Source organism: Parabacteroides sp. AF19-14, assembly GCF_003635485.1.
Taxonomy (GTDB): domain Bacteria; phylum Bacteroidota; class Bacteroidia; order Bacteroidales; family Tannerellaceae; genus Parabacteroides; species Parabacteroides distasonis.
On the sequence record NZ_QTMJ01000030.1, the window covers coordinates 7,978 to 26,803 of the forward strand.

Here is an 18,826-nt window from a genome sequence, read left to right on the forward strand (position 1 = left end):
TTTTATCGGTAAGGATGCAGAAATCCGTAGTTTTGAAACAGCAAGCGTAGCACGCTTTTCTATCGCGGTCAGCCGTGCAGACAAGACAGGTGAAGAAACCTCTTATGTTTCCGCTTTCATGGGGATTGAAGCCTGGAGAAAGAATGAAGCACTGGATTCCTTCGATGTATTGAAAAAAGGTGAGCTGATAACCGTTGAAGGCTACTTTAAGCCGGAAGAATGGACGGATTCTAAAAGTGGGGAGAAGCGTAACCGCATTGTGATGGTAGCCACCAAGTTTTATCCGGCTCCGGAAAAAGAAGAAGAAAAACCGGATCAGCCTAAACAGAAGGCTGTCTCTAAAAAGAAAAAAGCAAGCAAATGATTGAAGCGGCCTAGTGCCGCTTTTTTTTGCTACATATCCGAGAGTGTTTTTGCGTTCACGCAGTATTCTTCCCCACCCTCCCCTTCATCGGAATGACTGTTCTCATTCCCGGTTTGCCCGTAGTCATCCGCTATGCGGCTGATTATGGGCAAACCAGAAAAGAGAAGTTCCAAACGTGGGCGGGATTGCAATGGTCATCACCCGGAGCTTCGGCATTGCCGAAACAACCTCCTTCTTCCGTATTGCAGTTCCTTCCTTTTACCGTTTGTCCCGGCAGTCCGTTGCTAACCCGTTCCCCCCCTGTCACTTGTGGCAGGGAGATAGGAATACGGTTTTGCAAGCAAAACCGTATGGTTTGTTTTACTTTCCGTACTGCCCTTTTCCTTGTTTTCTGCCTCCCCTAATGGGCTTTTTTCATAGCTCCATCTGAGATCCTTTGTTTTTGAACGGCAAATTTATTTCGGGGGATGGATACGAAAGAGTTCCGGTCTTCGCGCCTTTGTCCCGAAAAAAATAACGCCGGACGGCTTCGCTGTCCCCAACATTGTTTGTCGTCCAAAACTTTTCTTAATCCCTCCTTCCTTATTGTTGTGTGCCGTAAAAAAAAGGCTCATAAACTCAGATGGGGCATGAAAGATCAAAAAAAAAGTCGGCAGAAAGAAAAGGCCATCCCGGAAAGGGGTTTTAAAAAAAGGTCTTTAAATCTAGCTGAAGCATAAAATTAGAAGTTTAACAAACTAAGTAGCAGAAGTATATGCAAATCATTCAATTTGTTTTTTCGGTCATCATCGCTCTTTGTGCAGTGGCTATGTTTGTCGGAGCGGTAATAACGCCAAGTCCGATAAAGGTTGTGTCGGTTACGTTGTTGGCTCTTATTTGCCTATTCTCCTTGTTTCTCGTGAAATTGGCTTATTGTGAAATGAAATCTAAAAATGATATACTATGAAAGTGTCAGAACAATTTAAAAGTACCATCAAGGCATACCTTGATAATATGGCAGCGGTGGATAGTCTGTTTGCTCCAGTCTATCAAAAACCTACAAAGAATATAGATAATTGCATTACCTATATTTTAAACCAAGTGAAGAAAAGCGGTTGCTGTGGTTTTAGTGATGATGAAATTTTTGGTATGGCGTTGCACTATTATCAGGAAGATAATATTGAGGTGGGTAGCCCATTGAAATGTAATGTAGTCGTAAATCATCATGTTGAATTGTCAGAGGAAGAAAAGAAAGCGGCTCGTGAGGCTGCTATCAAAAAATTGCAGGAGGAAGAATTGGCAAAGTTGAAGAAGCGTCAACAAGCTAAACGTGAGAACAACACCGAAGTACAAACCCAGTTAACTCTTTTTTGATATGAAACCCAAGACAAAATTACAAATGGAAATCGTGAATGGGAGCAGGAAGTTAGCTCCCGTTTCAGAGGCTCAAAAGCGTTATGCCTATAAACATTGCTTTGTGCATTATTTCAAGCGTGATGCAAAGGGGAATTGCTTTTGTTTGGATTGTGGGCATACATGGCGGGATAAGGAAGATAAGAAAAACTGTAAATGTCCTCATTGCGGTATGAACCTGAAATTGGAGAATAGCAGGAAAAGGACGGCTGTATATAAAGAATATTTTTGTGTGATTACTACATACAAGCAATATCAAGTTATCCGTTTTTTTATGGTGGACTGCCGGCTGAAAAAAGGGTCTCCGGCTAATTACTTTATAATTGAGGCGGTACAGTGTTGGATGAATAAAGAGGGCAAGACAGAAACGCTGTCTTTGCTGCGGGGCATGTCTATATTTTATTACGATGCATGGATATATGGAAGTTCTTTGGAATTGCGTAAGCGGAATGTGCATCATGACCGTATTTATGATATTTGCCCGGCAGTTATCTATCCGAGAATGAAAGTGATACCCGAACTTACGAGGAATGGATTTAAGGGTGCCTTTTATGATATTTGTCCGAGTTCCTTCTTTATGACATTATTAACTGATAATCGGATGGAGATATTATATAAGGCAGGGCAAATGAATTTGTTCTTGAGATTTTTAGAGAGAAAATACGGTATAGATAAGTATTGGACGTATGTAAAAATCTGTTTAAGACATGACTATGTGATACATGATGCGGACTTGTGGCTGGACTATGTGGATATGCTGATAGAAAATAAATTGGATGCGAGAAATCCTCATTATTTGTGTCCGTTGAATGTAGAAGAAGCGCATGATTGGGTGATGGGGAAATGTAAGAAAAAATATTCTGAAAAGGATGAAAAAGACTATATTGCTGCCAAATCACGTTTCTTTAATCTTTCGTTTGCGGATGGAAATATTATGGTTCGGGTATTGGAAAGCCTTTCGGACTTTTACAAAGAGGGAAAGTTGCTGCATCATTGTGTATTCAGCAACGCCTATTATAAGAGAGAAGATTCGTTGATAATGTCGGCAACGGTGGATGGAAGGCGCATGGAAACGGTGGAGTTTTCACTTAGCAGGATGGAGGTGTGCCAGTGTCGTGGAAAGTCTAACCAATTATCAGCCTATCATGACCGGATTCTGAATTTGGTACGGGATAATATACCGTTGATAAGGGAAAGGATGGTAGTGTAATGAATAGCCCACACATCTAAATGTGTGGGAGTTCTTTTTTGGAAGACGCCCAAAAAAGAACCCCAAAAAACGTTGTCGCTACACATCGTTACGCTCGGATTATTTGCTTGTCGGCTTTAGTTTGCCGATACATTTTTCCATGTCGGGGGACAATAGGAAAGAAGCCGTCTTTTTCTGCTGCACCCCTGAGTGTGGCTGGACGATGGCATACCTGCATTTTAATATCTTGCCGATAACTTCCGTACTGTCACGGTGCAGGTACATGGCTTTCATGGCATCCGTTGCTTTCAGGCTTTTTTCGGCTTCCATATAGGCGGAAAAGGACGGTTTGAATAAGGCACGGGGACTTTCCGCTTTCTGTATGACAGCGGATAATTGTGCGCTTTTGTTGTTCAGGTAGCACAGGCTGTCCGATACGGTGACGTCTTCTGTTTCCAACACTTCCAGTAGTTCGAACTTTAAATCCGTCCAGGTGCCGTGAGAATCTGTCTGAACCCATTCCGCAATGGCCTTCTCATAGCCGGGTTTGCTGCATGAGGAAAAGGCAATGAGCAGCATACAAAAAAATAAATGCTTGATATTCATATTGATCTGATTTTATAGGTTGTCGTATTATGTGATGGAGCAAATCTATGAGGTTACTGGCCGTCCTCCGTGGAGGAACAGATGCCACACGAGATTTTCAGATCATCGTTCCAATCCTTGTTTTCCGAAAGTTCGACGTTCTTCAGTTTCCGTACCTTGTTGCGGAGTTCATCGTTACTCAGGCTCTCGACATCAGTCGTATCGCCATGAAAGTAACGATGCAGCCATAGAGTGTACTTGTGCCCTTGTTTGTCGTTGTCAAAGATGCTCCGGAGCTCCTTTACCTGGTTCTTGTCAAGAATCAGGCGTAATAGCCTCATTTGTCCTTCCGTGAATGTCCCTTCCGTAGATACATATACAAGATTGAGGTCGTTTCCGGAATGGCGTAATTGATAGTGGGAGATACAGTCTATAAATGACTCCCCAATGTAGAGAATGTCTATCGGGCGGCTTTTGTCATGGTTGCTGGTCGCCAGACAGTCGAACTTGCCACCGATAATCCCTTTGAATGTTTCATTTCGTTGAGAAATGGCTTGCACACCGTTTTCATTGTACATCTTGATGCACACGTTGCGGTAAACACTCCCTTTGTTCTTTACCTCACGGATAAAGAAAGTGTCTTTGAAGAACCGGCTTTCAATGCTTTCTTTCAGGATACCTCTTTTCTGGAGATAATTGCCCTTGTAGGGTTGTAGCTGGCTCAAGTAGAATTGAAGTTCGTCCGCTCTCATGCTTGTGTTACCTACTTCATACCGGCTTTTTTCGGGTGTCGTGATGCGGTTGGTGTTGATGTAGTTCTGAAGGATCTCCCCCACCTCGCGCAAGGACGGCATTTTTCCGGTTGTTTCAAATAGATGTTCCTGCATCAGATCCATGATACTGCGGCCACGCACGCTGTCACTATGCACGTCCCAATAGGTGTATTGGTTCTGCGAGTTCCGCTTGATGACGATGGTATGCGTTCCGTTGCTCATTTTGGGACAGGAGTTGGAAGAGCCTTCCACGATTTTCCATCCTAGTTCCAGCAGGAAATCGGGCAGAGAAATGGTTGTTTTTATCTGATTGAAATCGACTTTCATAACGTTGACTGGATTAGTTGAATCTCATTTTATCTGAGCTTAGATTATAAATGAGAAAGATTATCTTTCATAAAGATAAGAAATATCATCTAAATATGGAAGAGAAAGTATATGTTTTTTGATTCGTCTGCATTTTTATTTCAAGGTACTGTAAACCAAATCAACAGTAGTGTCTATACCGGGAACGGCCTCCAACTGTTTGCTCTGGTTGAATACGCTTTCCCCGTCTTTTTTTATCTGCATGGTGATGATAGCACTCTCTTTTGAATAGAGAATGCCTTGCACGGTAATTTGGCTGACAGGCTTTTCCGTGCTGTATTCCGCTTTATCGGTGAAACTCTCATCTACGGAAGCTGCGGAGGTACCGGTGCGTTCGTTCCTGAATCTCACGCCGTCAAGATTATATATATGCACACTGCCTTTGGGTGAGGAACCGGTTACGGCTACGGTGATGTGATACATGCCGGCTTTGTCTGTTTCCGATTGGATTTCCTCTTTGTTGCATGAAGCGGCCAATAAGCAGGCTGCCGCTAATAATGAATGAATTTTTCTCATGGTAGGATTCTTTTGTTGAATGTTATCGGATGATTTTTTGTTCTGTCTTGTGTGTCCCGGTTGGCGGAACTGCTGACTTTTCTTTTAATTTGTCCTCTATCTTTTTGAGGATGGCGTTGACATCTTCAATGATTTTGATGTAGTTCTGCTGGATAATCTCTTCCAGGATTTCCAGTTCCATCTCTTCTTTGCCGTTGCCCAGTTTGACCGGTAAGGAGAAACGGGGTATCTCCTTCTCTTCAAAACGGCACATATCCATCTGCACGCTGAAGAATGGCGGCTTGCCTCCGGCAATCTTGCCAATGAAGTGTCCGGCTGCTTGTCCGGCAATGTCCCTTGCCTTTAAGACTTTTTCTTTTTGCAGGCTCTCCGTGACACTGTTATTGCCACCGGCTTGGTGTGAATAAGATTCTTGCGCTTCTTTCTTCTCCCCAAGCAAGTTCTCGATGTCTTTGGCGGTCTTCTCATTTCCGGTCATACCGTAAGCCTGCGTTCCGCAGGAGGCTTTCAGGATGTTGGCACTTTTCTCTCCATAGTCCCTGACCGCTTGGTTGAAGTCCTGAACGGCGAGAATGGTAGCGACATTGTGCTTCCGGGCGGTTCCGATGAAAGTGTCAATGCCTTGCAACAGGATGGTCGGAAATTCATCTACCATGAATATGCTGGTCGCTTTGCCGGGATTGTTCATCTGTGACATCAAGACGCTGCCGATGCAGGAAATAGCAGGGGAAACGGCTTCCTTGATGGTGGGCGCATTGCCTACGCATAACAGCGTTGGGTGTTCCTTGTTGGTTATATCCAAAGAGAACTCTTCTTCGGGAAGTGGCGACAACACCCAGAAGATGTATTTGTTGTTCAGGAGTACCAACGGAGTCTGTGCGGATGATACGGCTCCGGCTGTCTGCTGTTGTGCACCCAGTTTCCAGGCGGTCAGCATGGAGGACATGTTCAATGCGATTTCAGGATCTTCCGACAGCCAGTGGAATACTAGGTTGCTGTCAGAAAGGGCAAGGGCTATCACATGGGGCAGCGTACAGATACCAAGCTTCCTTTCCTTGAAACATTTATAGGCGATTGAATAGACGTAGTTGATGGCATTGTTGGCCCAAAAGTCGGTCTTTTCCTTCCAGCTTGCTTCCAGATTCTTCATCAGTGTCATGATGATATTGCGGATGAATAGCGATTCGTTTCCCTTTGACATGTATTGCGGAGAAAGTACGTTCACCCTGACCGTGCGTGACATATCCACAAAGTTGATATAGGCGAAACGGGGTGTTTCCATCCCCTTGTTCCGGAAATGTTCGATGCTTCCGTATGCGATACGTGAGAGGATGGGTGACTTGTCCTTGGTGGGATCACCCTCCCAATCGTACACGAATCCGGCATAGTTGCGCTCGGCGCACTGGTAGATGATTCCCTTGATCCAGCTCTCTGATTTACCGCTTCCCGGACCGCCGTCGATATAGACATTCTGCTGCGGCTTATGGATGACCAGCGGCCCGGAGGCGGTTTCAAAGCGGAAGTAGAAAGCCGATTCTTCCCGGCTTAACCCGAAAATGCTATCATCGGATTGGGCATGACGCCGGATGAAATAAGGCAGAGTCTTGATGACAAGCAGCGTGTACGCTACGAATAGAATGGGAAATACAAATAGGTTATACCACGCTGATAACCGGCTGAATCCGACAACCAGCATGGATGCCGTAACCAGTGTCATACTGGTGTAAACCCATTTCTTGTTTTCGTCTTTCACTTTGCCAACCGGAAAGAGAAAAGCGAGGCCTCCGATCAGGATAACGTAGAGAAACCGGAATAGGATATCCTTCTCCATCAGCCTTTCCCACATGGCCGGATTACGTAGTGGAGCGTATAATCCCGTAACGATAGCCCACTGAAACAGTACGGCTGTCCCGATGAGCGTGGATAGCAGGATCAGGATGAATGACAGGTCTTTCTTCTCTCTTTCCATGGCCGTTGCTGTTATTGGGGTTGTCCGGATGCCGTTCCGTCACCGCTCTCTTTTTTCTCTGCCTTTCCCAGTAACTCAATGCGTGAGACGGTCAGGCTGACGGATGGGATGTGGCTACCGTCATCCTTCTGGAATACATCGGCATACACATCGCCGCAGACATATACCTGTGTCCCTTTTTTCAGATACTCAAAGACTTTACTCTCGTAATTCACGAAACAGCATACCCATAGGGTCTGTTCCTCGTTGTTCACGTTCTTGTACTTGGTGGATACATGGAAGTTGAATCCTTTTCCGTTCTTGTTCTGCCGGGCATCCGCACCGACATAACCGATAATTTGTCCTGTAAACATAATGATGGTTTTTAAAAGTTTATAATCCGAGCTGTGGCTCATTCATATTTTTCATGGCTGGCTCCGCTTCCATGGAAGGCAGCGAAATGCCGAAAGTGCTGTGTAGCGTTTCAAGGTTGTCGGCTGTAGGATGGTTTGCCGCAACACTTTCCAATAACCGTGATGAAGGGGTAAAACCTTCGTTTTTCATCTGCTCCAATACCGGACGGTTGTCTTGCAGGACGGCCTGCGTGAACCGTTCCTCCGGTGTGAGGTACTGTTCCATCCGTGCGGTATGTTCCTGAATCATATTGCTGGCTTTTCCTACATCGGCAAGGATGTTGTAGATGAATTTGGGATCTTCTTTCAAGGCTCCCAGCCAGTTTTTTAGATACATGGCATTTTCTTCCCGGATATGGGTGGATATTCCCAGGCTTTGCCCGACGGTAGCGGAGGTGAGTTCGGCAACCAGTTCCTCTTTGGCATATTGCTTGTCTCCGAAAATCACGCCTTTTTCCCGGTTCAGATGCTCAGGTTCTCCAGTCGAGTGCGCCATCTCATGCAGTAGTGTGGAGTAGAAATTCTCTCCGTCCTTAAACTGCCCCTTCAGGGGTACGACGATATGGTTATCTTCTCCCCTTGCATGGTAAGCACTATTTCCTTCCTTGGAATAAATGGGGCAGATCCATTGCTGTTCCCGTACCATCGCATCAATCAGAGGCACGGTGAGCATCCCTTGCTCGTCCTTGATGGCCGGTATCTTGAATTGCTCCTTCAATGCTTCCCATTTCTCCGGTTTCGTTTCCTGAAGATTGGTCTGCTGTACGTTGAACACATTGTATGTCTTCAGAAACGGCGTGACCTTATATTCCTGCTGCTCGTTTTTATCCAGGTTCTTATATACGTCGAAAGGTATTTTCTTTCCGTTCTTGTCTCTTACTGAGAAATTCCAGTAAATGACTGGGAATGACTTTTCTCCTTTCAGTATGTTAAGGCCGTTGTCTTTGGCTTGCATGAAGGTCATATAGACCGGCAGGCTGTACTGCTCTTTTTCCGAAAGTAGAAACAACATGAAGGAATTTACTCCGTTGTAGGTTCTTCCCTCGATATTTTGCGGAAGTCCCCCACCCTTTATCCCGAACCAAGGCTTTTGCCAGTTGTCTTCCACCTGCTTTATCTTTTCGATCATCAGTTCGGCGAAACGCTGTAATGCTTTATCACTTGCTGTATCCATGATTTATTGGTATAGATTTCTGTTCTCGTAATCAAGCAGCCATTCTCTGGCCGTTTGGTTGTTTGTCTCTTGCTGCTTGGCAGCCATCTCTTCTTGATAGGCTTGTGCAAGCTCTTCCTGTGCAAGTAGAAACTCTAAGTCACTGATTTCTCCTGCAATGTTTTTCTGTACTAATTCATCGTAATCCATAATTCCTGATTTTTTAGGTTATAAGTCATTGAAAGCCCGGTTGATGGTGCTGGCTATCGGACGGGCCATTTCCTTGCTGTTGTCGGGTTTGGGTGTGCTGGCCAGTTTGACATCTCCCAGTGTCTTTGTGCTGCCTTCCATCCCGAAAATCTTTTGTACGGCTATCAGTGTGTTGGCTTGCACACCCGTTTCACGCATCCGGGTAAGGTCTTCTTGAGTGAGCCGGTACCCTTCTTTCTGTATCTCTTGGATGACATGAAAGTTGTCGGTCTGTGCGGCATCCAACAGACGTGCGGCCTGCCTTTCATGTTCGCCCTGTTCTTCCGGCTTGGTGCCGAACAGCTGGATGACTTCATGGGTTTGCCTTTCATCCAGACCGTGTTCCTTACCGATTCCTTTGATAAACTCTTCACTGGGTTTATATCCTTCCTCTTTGAGCTTCCCGATTTTTTCAAAGTCATGTTTGCCCACCGCTTCCTTAAACTCGGCTTCCATATTGCGCCCCTCTTCGTGTTTTTGCTCTTTTGCAGCTTCTATGTTGGCCGCATGGGCTTCCAGTTTGGGGGTCATGGCCTTGATCAGCTCTTGTGCCTTGCCGGGAGTGATACTCTGTATGTTCTGTATCATGACTCCTTTCCTGTCATCCGTCAGTTGGATGTCGGCAATGAAGTAGCCTTCCGGACTGTGCAGCAGCTTGTTCTCCAGTGCATGGCCGTTGGCGAGCAGGTATTTGTCGGCTTTGGTTAACTTGTAGCCGCCATATTCGCTGGTCTGCCCGATGATGTCGGGAATCTTGATTTCCTGGTTGGTGCGCAGGATGACGGAGTTCAGATCCCGGTCAACTTGCAGCAGGATGTCCTTCTTATTTACGGTGATGGGTACGATGTCACCGGCAAGCAGCTGTTCTTTCTCTTTCTTGCCCAACTTCTTTCCCAGCACCTTGTCCGGGATAACCAACGCCTCTTTGCGGTAGAATACGGAGATTCCGTCATCGTTGAAACGGAGCTTCCCCGGTTTGCCGTGTATCTCCATCAAATCAGACATGACACCCTTTTCCAGCTTGGTGCCTTTCCCGTCGAGGATGTTCCCTTGCTTGTAGGCGTATTCATAGAGCGACTGTCCGGTGTAGCATACCTTCAGGCGATGGTCGATGACGGTAAAGCCGTCCTTGTCATGTCCCTTCAGGTTCTCCCACCGCTTGATGCTGATGCCATCCTTCTCCAGCTCGGCGACATATTTAGGATCATTGGCACGTTCCTTGTCAAAAAGGGCGGATACACGTTCTTTTGATTGGTCACGAAGGCTTTCATCGTACTTTGCTCCGGCTTTTTCCCTGATTTCGCTTACGCTCATGCTCAGCTCTTCCCCGTCTTTGCGGAACCGGAAATATCCGTCCCGGTATTCGGTCTGATAGCCCAGTGATTCGGCGATGCCGCCGAACTGTCCCACGTTGTCGAACATATAGGTGTCTAATGCTTCTCTCAGTTTCATGGCTGTGGCTTGTATAAGGGTTCTGCGGAAAGGATGTATTCGTTCAACACGGCCAGCTTGATGTGCCGCCCGCCGTTTCGCTCGTAAATCTCGATCTCGAATACCTTATCATCGGGTATCGTGAATTTGTCGAAACCAAGTATCAGCCGGTTCCGGCTCTTGCCCTTGATTTTCGTATCAAAATCTTTCTGATAGATAGGTTCGATGGTCGTTTCTTGCTGGATGGCGTTCTTGCTCTTCTTTTGGTCACGCTGGAAACATTTGACAAACTCGATGTCGTAGTCGATGTATGATTTGTTTTTCAGGTCAAAGATGAAAAACATGAAGTCCTCATGCACATACAGATTGGCCATTGACAACTCAAACTTGTTCTCGATGACCCCCAGGCTGTAGATGTTGCGCTTCTTGGTGCGCAGCTCTTGGATGCATCTTTCCATTTCCTCGCTGTTCACATCCACATGGGCGGTATATTTGCGCTGGTCATCAAAATTGTAGGTGAATACGGAGGTATTGCCCCGTTTGATGGTGATGTGGTAAGTGTTCATGGCCTTATCCACCACAAACAGGTTGGAATATGCCACGGCATCTTTGGCGGTTGATACTTTCAACTGGTTGTTGTAGGCGGCCAGAGTGAAGGACACCTCGTTGCCGGGCGTTCCGTAAGCGATGTCCTCCGGAAAGAAGAACTCGGCCAGATGGAGGTCGCTGACTTCTGCCTGATAGTCATGGTGCTGCCATTTCCCGTTGTCCTCGTAAATGTTCGGGTACGAATCCGTGCCGCCTTCGGGAAGGTAGCGGATGTGATAGGTGTAAACGCTTCCGTCGATGCAGACTACGGTCAGGTTGGTCTCTTCGGTGAATCCTTCCGCTTGCGCCGAGAGCCTGACGATATGGGGCGCCTCTTCTACCCGGCTGGCCATGACAAGCTCCTGTTCGCCGATGGCGATATCAGATACTTGCACAGGAAATACCAGGTGTTTCACACAGTCGAAAGAGATAAAGATGTCTTTTTGGCTGATGGCTTGTTTCCGGGGAGTGCCGTTTTCCTGAGCGAAGAGCGGCAGACTGCACACAAAGCAGTAAAACAGTAGATAAATATATTTCTTCATGTTGTCGATATGTTAAACGGTTCTTGAAAAAAAGGCGGTGAATACGGTAATGCCCCATAGAAGAAGCAGGGTAATGCCGAAAGAAACGGTCAGCGGACGGATTTCTTTAAAGGCTCGTCCGTTCCGGCGTGATACGTAGATCCGATAGCCGAAAAAGACCGCTGACAGCGCAAGCAGGTAATTGAGAATGTCTATCATAATTTGTCTATCAATGTTTGAAGGGGATGATTTTTCTTGTTCGTTTTCTCTTGTTCCATTTGCTCATAGAGCTTCTGTAACTCCGCTTGCACGGCTTGCCTACGCAACTTCGATTCCTGACTCTCTTCTTGGATATACATTTCGTAGTTGGACTTGAGATGTACCTTCACTTGTGAGAGGCTCATGTTCAAGATTTGCTTGGCTACCTGGGTGGTGGCGTTGACTACGCTGGTCACTTCGCTGGCCATCGTGCCGATGGAAGAGAGCGGCATGTCAATGTTCTGTACAAGACCTTGTTCCATACGCTTGGCTGCACTGGCTTTCAGGTTATTGGGCAGGTTCAAACCTTCCATGGCATCATTGTCGAAGACAACCACCGATACGGGATTGAGGTTGTCTCCTACCTTCAGGTTGCTGACTACCACATCGAGGCGGTTGGCTCCCAAAGTGGCGATACCGTAAAACAGCGTGTTGGCCGGTATCTTCATGCCGGATAGGGTTACGTCCTGAAGCAACCGCATCCGTACCGTACTGCCCGTGACTACGGTCTGGTCGCCGTGGATGCAAGCCCTGAAGAGGTTGCTGTTTCCCGGTGCGGAGGTCGGTTGGCGGCGTACCCGCTTGCCGTTTTCGGCATGGTAGATCGGGCCTTTTTGCATCAGGCTGTCGGCGGATGGATGGCCGGAAGGGTTGGCAGCGGCTTTCTCCGTTTTTCCCTCTTGGTCATAATTGACAATCCGTTCATACATGCGCTTGCGGTATTTGTCGGATTCTTCCAGTTCCTTGCGGATGCGTGAGTTCTTCTTGGCTTCCCGGATAATCTCGTTGAGCGCCTGCTCGTCCTCCAGTCCGTCCAGTTGGCTTTCCAGCTGATGAGAGAAGCGTCCGTTCCGGCCACCTCCGTATTCTGCCATGACTTCGCTGTACGGATCGTTCTGCATACGGCGGATGCGCTCCAGTGTGGCACGGTCATACCGCTCCTGCTGGTTTTGCAGCTCGAAGTAAAAATCAGATCCTTTGACCTGAGACTCTTTCAGGATGCGTGCCTTCTCCTGCTCTTCCAGTTTGTCCTGCTTATAGGCTTCCATCTTGTCGTTCACCTTGTCGGCCATTTCCGACTGTGGTTCCAAAAAGGCTTGCGAGGCGGCCTGTCTGTCACTCCCTGACGGCACGTTCCCGTCCTCACGGATGAAGAATACATAAAGGAAGAGGATGCCCAGGATTACCGGGATGGCCATCAACAGCTTGTTCTTGTCTTTGATAAGTTTATTCGGTTCCATGGTCGGTTGGTTTAGAGGTTTCTGACTGGTTTTCATTCTTGCCCGGAGAAGCTGCCTGCGATGTGTTGGTGCCGTTGCTTTCCACGGGTTCGGAATAGCGGACAATCCAATCTTCTATCTTGGCTCCGTGCGCATTTTCCTCGCTGCGGGACAGCATATCATAGATGGTGAACTCCGCTTCGATATTACGTGAGATGCTTCCCCGTGCCCGGTACCCGGTCTGCGTGAAGATTATCTTTCCGGAAACGGGTATCGTTTGTGTGTTAATCTCTACATCCTTGATGCGTACCCCGTAACGGATATTCTTTTGTATGAGTGAGTTCAGCATATTCACATCGTTGTACTCGTTCAACAGCTCCTTCCCCTTGTTGCCTATGAGGTTGAGCGCAAGCGAAATGTTCTTCTCGTAGCTGCTCTCGTCAAAGGCATACCAGTGGGTTACGAAGGTCTTTACATGGTTCATGTATTCGTATTGCCGCATATCGCTGGCAGACAGGCTGCTTGCCTCATAGACTTCTCCCTGCCTGTCGATGACGAGAGCCTGGCCGTATGCTTTTTCTATTTTGTTGATAAGGAAGATGATACTGCTGGCAAAAGCGATAGTCAGAATGATGCAGTACCCGGCTGAAAGCCGGATAGTCAGCTTGACCGCATCATCTGCTCCTTTGAATTTCATCAGATTCATAGTTCTATTTTTTATTGTTGTCGTTTATGAAACTTGCCCCGATAGAGGCGGCACCGCCTACGTTGGTCAGCTTGCCGCCTGCCGCTGCGCCTCCCATCAGGGCGATGGTGGCCGCCGTGGTGACGATTGACACGGTTTTCGAAATGATTTTCCCGGCATCGCTGTGTCCTACGATTTTGGAGGATAGCCAGAAACAGCTGCAATAAGCACCAATCAGGGCGAGATCCATTCCTAAATATTGTATCTGCTGCGTAGCTGCGTCCACCATGTCGGCACTTTCCGTATAGATGGCCTTGAAGGTCTGCCATATGATTTGGTTCAGAATATTGATGACGGTGAATACCATACAGGCGGAGCAGAGCGTACCGAACCAGATACTCAACTGTTTCTGAAAGACCGGCAACATGCTTACGGCAAAGACAAACGGGCCGAGAATGACCAGTAGCTTGACAATGACCACGCCGATACCCAAGATGACTACTTGTATGATTCCTACCAATAGGGCGGAAATGCCATGAAGCACAAGGGTGGCGAGGTTGGCGGGGTTGAGCAGCTGCACAATCTTCTCCACGCTGGAGCGTACACCGGTCATTTCGTCCTCTTCCATCTTTTTATCCAGTTCGTGCTGCATGGCGCCGGTGCTGTCTTCTCCGGCTGCTACCTCCGACTGGAGGCTGTGTTTGTCGTATTCGGCAATCATCTCTCCTTGTTCGATGGCTGATTGTGCCATGAACTGGGCAAATTCCTGCGCACGCTCGGAGGTCAGCGAGGTGGCTTCGTTGATTACTTCCATCGTGCCTACGATGGTTTGGGCGATGGGGGTGTATATGCTTAGGCAGAAGAACAGTACCAGGCAACGGGCGATTTCCATCATGTCGGGAAATTTGTCCTCATTCGGGCTTAACAGCTGGCTGGCTCCGTGATAGAGATAGTTGTATGCTAGGTTGCAGATAAAGCAGATGACACCAACACCGAAGGCGATGACTGTCATTTGCGAAACGAGTTCCATCGTCAGACCGTCCGTGATCTGAAGTCCCCAGAGAAAATTATCTTGATTCATAACGCTTTAATTGGTGTGTCGTGTGAAAGCGGCCAACCGTCCCTGGTAATAGGTCTTCCGGTTATGCCCCTTCATGGATTTGTAAATGACCGTGGAACGCACGGATTCGTTAAACTCACGCATCTCTTCGGCGGCTTTTTCCACCGATTCCTTCACCTGCTCGATAAAGGACATGCACCCTTCCGAGTTCATCGAGAAGTAACTGGTCACGGTGGCCACCTTGAACAGCAGGTCGGTACTCAGGCTCAGATTGACGGTCACACGCTGAAAGTTGAGAAATTTCAGGCAGTGGTAATTCGATCCTACGTTCAGGTAAAAGCTGTAGTCGCTGCTCAGGCAGGCTACGTCGTCCAGCAGGTCGGCAAGCTCTTTCAATGATTTGAGTTCCTTCAACTGGTCGATCTTTTGCAGGCCGAGCCGCAGTTCCTGGGCATCGATCATTTCATTGATTTGTGTAACCCATTTCTTGACATTGGCGATCCATTCCGTTGAGTTCAGCAGGGTGTGGCCGGGATCATGCACGACGAACTGGGCATGAACACTGCCGGTTCCCATCAGCCCTATCGAGGCGGCAAGTCCGAGTATGAGAATGATTCTTTTCATGACGGTTATTTGTTGGTGATGAATAATAGGGTGAATATGACACATACCAGCCAGGCTGTCAGATAGCTCTTGGCATTTTCCTTTTTCGTGGCGAGTGCCCATACCACGAAAATGAGCGCAACGCCCAAAAGTGCGGCGGCAATGCTTCCGGCAAGATTGTATGCGCTGCCGTTGAAGTCGGTTGACCAGCCTAGAAGGGCGGTCAGCCCTTGGGTGGCGTCATCCATACTTTTTCCTCCTTTCCTCCAGATAGCGGTTGATGGCCGTATAGGTCGAGCCGCTTTCGTTGAACAACTGCTTCAGTCGTACTACTGTCGCCTGGCGCGAATCGAAGGCTACGGCGGCGAAGTCGGACACCTCGTTGCGGAAGATGAAGGCATCGTTCGACATCTTGATGAAAAACTCTCTCCAGCGTTCCGTGCGCTGCAACGACTCGATCATATAGGCCTCTTCGTCCGTGATGGAAAGCACGGCTTTCACTTCCGGCAGGTTCTGCCGGTGTTCTGAATGGTCGAGGATAATCTTGGTCGCGCAGTTGATGATGATGGAGTCCTTGATACTGGACGGCATGTTTTTCAAAAACAGGATGTTCTGTGCGGCCAGCGTGATGCTTCCCTCCTTTTTACGGAAGGTTCGGTACAGGTAGGCGATGAAGTCTCCGAATTTCTCGTCTTGCAGGAAGTCGAGTGCTTCGTCGATGATTAGCTCTTTGGCAAACCCCTGGCGTTTCTTGATTTTATCCACGATCATTTGCAGGGTGATGATGGCAACGAGTGGAAAGTACTCTTTCTTAGAGGCATCTTCCATATCGAAGGCTATCAGCCGGTCATGCACGATATCCACGTTCTCGGTAGCGTTCAGCAGGAATGACAGCTCTCCGTCCGTATAGGGTTCCAGTAAAAGCAACAGCTCCTCTATCTCGAATTTCTGTTTCTCAAACTCGGTCATCCGTTTGCTGAACACTTCCTTCAGATAAGCCCGGTAAGTTATCAGCGTCGGGAAGATACGCTCATGCTTCTCTCCTATTGAAGAATTGTTCACATAGTCGTAAAATCCGATGACGGATTTCCTGAGAATGGCGTTTTCGGCAGGCAGCATGGGTTCACGTACCTTCCAAATGTAGCTGATAATGGCGACGATGGTCTTTATCTGGTCATCGGCAGACTCGGCATCCGTGGTGTCGATGTACAGGTATTTGCCGTTCTTGTCACGGTCACACAAGAAGGGGTTGAACGCAAATTTCTTCTGCTCGGTAGAGTCGAAGTATTTGCCCCGGTTCAAGGCTATCATCGAGCGGTAAGAGCCGCCGATGTCAATGATCATCACATCCCGGCCCAGCTCATAGCTTTGCAGGATGTAATTGTTCAGCCAGAAAGATTTACCGGAACCGGACGGGCCGATAACGATGCGGTTCTTGTTGTTCAGCGCCGGATAATCCCAGAGGTTTATCTTGGCGGGAGTACCGAAACGGTCATGGTAGATATGCCCTTTCTCGTCCGAAAGGTACATCCCCTCTTTTTGCAGATAGCAGATGGCCTGCTTGGTCGTGTTGACGAAGCCCCGGTAATTGGCCCTGGCATTGCCGGGTATGTTGCAGAAGAACAGGTTGCACAGCTCGGCGTTCTCCACATAGCACGAACTTTGGTTCATAAAGCTGAAGCCTTGCTGTACCAGTGCGGTTTTCCGCATGAGCGAGGTGCGGTCTGTATCGTTCAGCACGACATTGAAGGCGGTATAGGCGGTCTGGTAGTCGAACTGGGTAATCTCATCGCAGAAGGCTGCCTGCTCGCGTTGCTTCTCTGCCGCCGGAGGGTAGAAGTTGGTGATGTAGTTCAGCGCGTCTTTCTCCGCACCGATGGCCGTTACGGTGGCATCTGGATCGGTTATCTCTATCACGATGTTTACGATGTGGTTGAACGGCAGGCCAAGTCCTACGGGGTACAGCATCGAGCATTTGCTCCGTATGCTGTCCGGTATCTCTATGTTTCCCCCGTATGCCTTCGACTTGCCGGTGTGCGGCACGGCCAGTTCCTGAAGATGCTCGCCTTCGTTGGTCAGCGAAAGGATGGAAACGTGCTGCTGCCCTATTTTCATGCTTCCGCTTTCACTGACAGCCATAGGGTTGACGCTCTTCTGCGTGGCATCGTTTTCCGGTGTCTCGTAAGAGAGGTTGACGTAGTCGTAGATGGCGTTGTTCAGTTCCGTATCATCCATCTTGCGTATCTCAAACTGCTGGATGGACGACAAACCGTTCTCAAAGTTCATCAGAAAGGCTTCCATTTCTGTCAGCCGTTGCTGATATTCCTTATAAGGTTGCTTGAACGGGTAGTGCAGCTTTCGCATCAGCGAGGTGCCCGATGCGCTTTTGCGTATCTTACCGTTTCGGCTGCCGTTCGTGAACGTCACATACAGGTTGGTGTAACTGTTCAGTATCTCCTTGCCGTTGAAATGACGGTTGTTCTCCGCTATCAGGGCATTGGAAGAGTATTCTGCATGATGGTATCGCCCCGTATAGTAGAAATTCTGCTGATGGATGACCGTGCCTGCCGGAAGCAGCTTCAAAAGAGCCTCCAACCGCTCATGGATGTATTGCGCCTCGCTTTCCGACAAGGTGAACACTTCGGGCAGAAGCAGCCGGTAGCCGACGGTGATGTCACCGTTCCCGTTGATGACGGCGTTCTCCGTGATGGTCTGGATAGGCAAGACACTTTCCAGATCCACGGATTTGTCCTTCACCTCTATCTCTGTCTGCCGGATATACAGCAGAGCAATCAGCAGGCACAGCGCACAGATTAGCAGGGATATGAGTATGATGATTCCTATCATGGTTGCTGTTTTAGGATGAATTTGAAAATCTGCCGTTTGTCCGTTATCTGCCGGGGGGTGGCGTTCTTGATCCGGAGGCCGGTCAGGTAGTCCGGGTTACCGGCCTTGTGTTCCTTTTTCAAGGTTTGGAACAGCAGACCGGATAGAAACAGAATGGCGGAAATGATTCCGATGATGAGTATCGGGTGCAGCTGCTTGAATATGCTCACGATGATGATGATGGCCGTCAGCAGCATGAAGATGGCGAACTGTCCCGATGACAGACCGAAGAACTTGATCGGCTTGTTGATTTTACGCATGGTTCTCATGGCTCTTCGTTTTTAGATAATCAGGAAGGCTACCATGATGACTACCACGGCGATGATCCAGCCGAGCAGGTATTCCTTGGCATGGGGATTGTTCGTGGCAAGCGAATAGATGACAAAGACCAGAGCGATGCCGAGTACCGCCGCCAAAATGTATTTGGCTACGTCCAGAATGGTGTCCGCACCCTCTTTGGCTTTGTCTGTCACTTCGGATAGGCTGTTAATCTTCAGGCCGCTTTGTGCCTCCGCCACTTGTGCCGTTCCCAACAGCGTGAAGAATATGAGAAAGGTGAAGATAACCTTTCCATAGCGGTTAATGACTTGGTTCGCTTTTTCTCTTACATTTTCGATTGCTTTCAT

22 protein-coding genes are annotated in these 18,826 nt (G+C 48.0%); 4 read left to right on the forward strand and 18 right to left on the reverse strand.

Translation table 11 applies throughout. The annotated features are described in order from the left end of the window. From DWX33_RS20295 to DWX33_RS20320, 4 genes are all read left to right on the forward strand, one after another. Positions 1–364: single-stranded DNA-binding protein (locus DWX33_RS20295; RefSeq protein WP_233523683.1), on the forward strand; the 364-nt coding region annotated here is incomplete at its 5' end. A gap of 92 nt (positions 365–456) precedes the next feature. Then, on the forward strand, positions 457–768 hold the full coding sequence (locus DWX33_RS22650) for a hypothetical protein (RefSeq protein ID WP_199713351.1): 312 nt from the start codon (positions 457–459) through the stop codon (positions 766–768). 538 nt (positions 769–1,306) lie between these two features. After that, positions 1,307–1,717 (forward strand): PcfK-like family protein, encoded by a 411-nt coding sequence (locus DWX33_RS20315; protein ID WP_005868911.1) that lies wholly within the window; start codon positions 1,307–1,309, stop codon positions 1,715–1,717. 1 nt (position 1,718) lies between these two features. Continuing rightward, positions 1,719–2,966, forward strand: a complete 1,248-nt coding sequence (locus DWX33_RS20320; protein ID WP_005868910.1) for a PcfJ domain-containing protein — start codon at positions 1,719–1,721, stop codon at positions 2,964–2,966. Between the two features lie 99 nt (positions 2,967–3,065). On the opposite strand, the gene DWX33_RS20325 is transcribed toward DWX33_RS20320, so the two are convergent. From DWX33_RS20325 to DWX33_RS20410, 18 genes are all read right to left on the reverse strand, one after another. Beyond that, positions 3,066–3,551, reverse strand: a complete 486-nt coding sequence (locus tag DWX33_RS20325; RefSeq protein WP_005868909.1) for a hypothetical protein — start codon at positions 3,549–3,551, stop codon at positions 3,066–3,068. Between the two features lie 53 nt (positions 3,552–3,604). Continuing rightward, positions 3,605–4,630: a toprim domain-containing protein gene (locus DWX33_RS20330; protein WP_005868908.1), complete on the reverse strand. Its 1,026-nt coding sequence runs from the start codon at positions 4,628–4,630 to the stop codon at positions 3,605–3,607. A 135-nt stretch (positions 4,631–4,765) separates the two neighbouring features. After that, the gene (locus DWX33_RS20335) at positions 4,766–5,185 is read right to left on the reverse strand and encodes a hypothetical protein (RefSeq protein ID WP_005868906.1); all 420 of its coding nucleotides are present in this window, start codon (positions 5,183–5,185) and stop codon (positions 4,766–4,768) included. 22 nt (positions 5,186–5,207) lie between these two features. Then, positions 5,208–7,154, reverse strand: a complete 1,947-nt coding sequence (locus tag DWX33_RS20340; RefSeq protein WP_005868904.1) for a type IV secretory system conjugative DNA transfer family protein — start codon at positions 7,152–7,154, stop codon at positions 5,208–5,210. Positions 7,155–7,165: 11 nt separating this feature from the next. Further along, on the reverse strand, positions 7,166–7,549 hold the full coding sequence (locus tag DWX33_RS20345) for a single-stranded DNA-binding protein (protein ID WP_007564694.1): 384 nt from the start codon (positions 7,547–7,549) through the stop codon (positions 7,166–7,168). Then, entirely contained in the window at positions 7,527–8,720 is a 1,194-nt protein-coding gene (locus DWX33_RS20350; protein ID WP_005868899.1) for an ArdC family protein, read from the reverse strand. Before DWX33_RS20350 ends, DWX33_RS20345 begins: the two co-directional genes overlap by 23 nt. Before the next feature lie 3 nt (positions 8,721–8,723). Next, positions 8,724–8,909, reverse strand: coding sequence for a hypothetical protein (locus DWX33_RS20355; RefSeq protein WP_005868897.1), 186 nt, complete (start codon positions 8,907–8,909; stop codon positions 8,724–8,726). Positions 8,910–8,927: 18 nt separating this feature from the next. Continuing rightward, complete coding sequence (locus DWX33_RS20360; RefSeq protein ID WP_005868895.1) at positions 8,928–10,400, reverse strand: DUF3945 domain-containing protein; 1,473 nt, start codon at positions 10,398–10,400, stop codon at positions 8,928–8,930. After that, the gene (locus DWX33_RS20365) at positions 10,397–11,509 is read right to left on the reverse strand and encodes a DUF4138 domain-containing protein (RefSeq protein WP_005868893.1); all 1,113 of its coding nucleotides are present in this window, start codon (positions 11,507–11,509) and stop codon (positions 10,397–10,399) included. Before DWX33_RS20365 ends, DWX33_RS20360 begins: the two co-directional genes overlap by 4 nt. 12 nt (positions 11,510–11,521) lie before the next feature. Beyond that, a complete protein-coding gene (locus tag DWX33_RS20370; RefSeq protein ID WP_007564699.1) occupies positions 11,522–11,707 on the reverse strand; it encodes a hypothetical protein in 186 nt (61 codons plus the stop codon). Beyond that, on the reverse strand, positions 11,704–12,987 hold the full coding sequence (gene traM / locus DWX33_RS20375; protein WP_005868892.1) for a conjugative transposon protein TraM: 1,284 nt from the start codon (positions 12,985–12,987) through the stop codon (positions 11,704–11,706). The genes DWX33_RS20370 and traM overlap by 4 nt, the downstream gene beginning before the upstream one ends. Then, positions 12,974–13,672, reverse strand: a complete 699-nt coding sequence (locus tag DWX33_RS20380) for a hypothetical protein (RefSeq protein WP_005868891.1) — start codon at positions 13,670–13,672, stop codon at positions 12,974–12,976. Before DWX33_RS20380 ends, traM begins: the two co-directional genes overlap by 14 nt. A gap of 4 nt (positions 13,673–13,676) precedes the next feature. Continuing rightward, positions 13,677–14,732: a hypothetical protein gene (locus DWX33_RS20385; RefSeq protein WP_005868890.1), complete on the reverse strand. Its 1,056-nt coding sequence runs from the start codon at positions 14,730–14,732 to the stop codon at positions 13,677–13,679. Positions 14,733–14,738: 6 nt separating this feature from the next. After that, entirely contained in the window at positions 14,739–15,335 is a 597-nt protein-coding gene (locus DWX33_RS20390; RefSeq protein ID WP_122380977.1) for a hypothetical protein, read from the reverse strand. A 5-nt stretch (positions 15,336–15,340) separates the two neighbouring features. Further along, positions 15,341–15,562, reverse strand: coding sequence for a hypothetical protein (locus DWX33_RS20395; RefSeq protein ID WP_005868888.1), 222 nt, complete (start codon positions 15,560–15,562; stop codon positions 15,341–15,343). Continuing rightward, positions 15,555–18,161 carry a TraG family conjugative transposon ATPase gene (locus DWX33_RS20400; protein WP_005868887.1) on the reverse strand — a complete coding sequence of 869 codons (2,607 nt, stop codon included), beginning with the start codon at positions 18,159–18,161 and terminating at the stop codon, positions 15,555–15,557. The genes DWX33_RS20395 and DWX33_RS20400 overlap by 8 nt, the downstream gene beginning before the upstream one ends. Continuing rightward, complete coding sequence (locus DWX33_RS20405; protein ID WP_005868885.1) at positions 18,158–18,469, reverse strand: hypothetical protein; 312 nt, start codon at positions 18,467–18,469, stop codon at positions 18,158–18,160. Before DWX33_RS20405 ends, DWX33_RS20400 begins: the two co-directional genes overlap by 4 nt. A gap of 12 nt (positions 18,470–18,481) precedes the next feature. Beyond that, on the reverse strand, positions 18,482–18,826 hold the full coding sequence (locus DWX33_RS20410; RefSeq protein ID WP_005868883.1) for a hypothetical protein: 345 nt from the start codon (positions 18,824–18,826) through the stop codon (positions 18,482–18,484).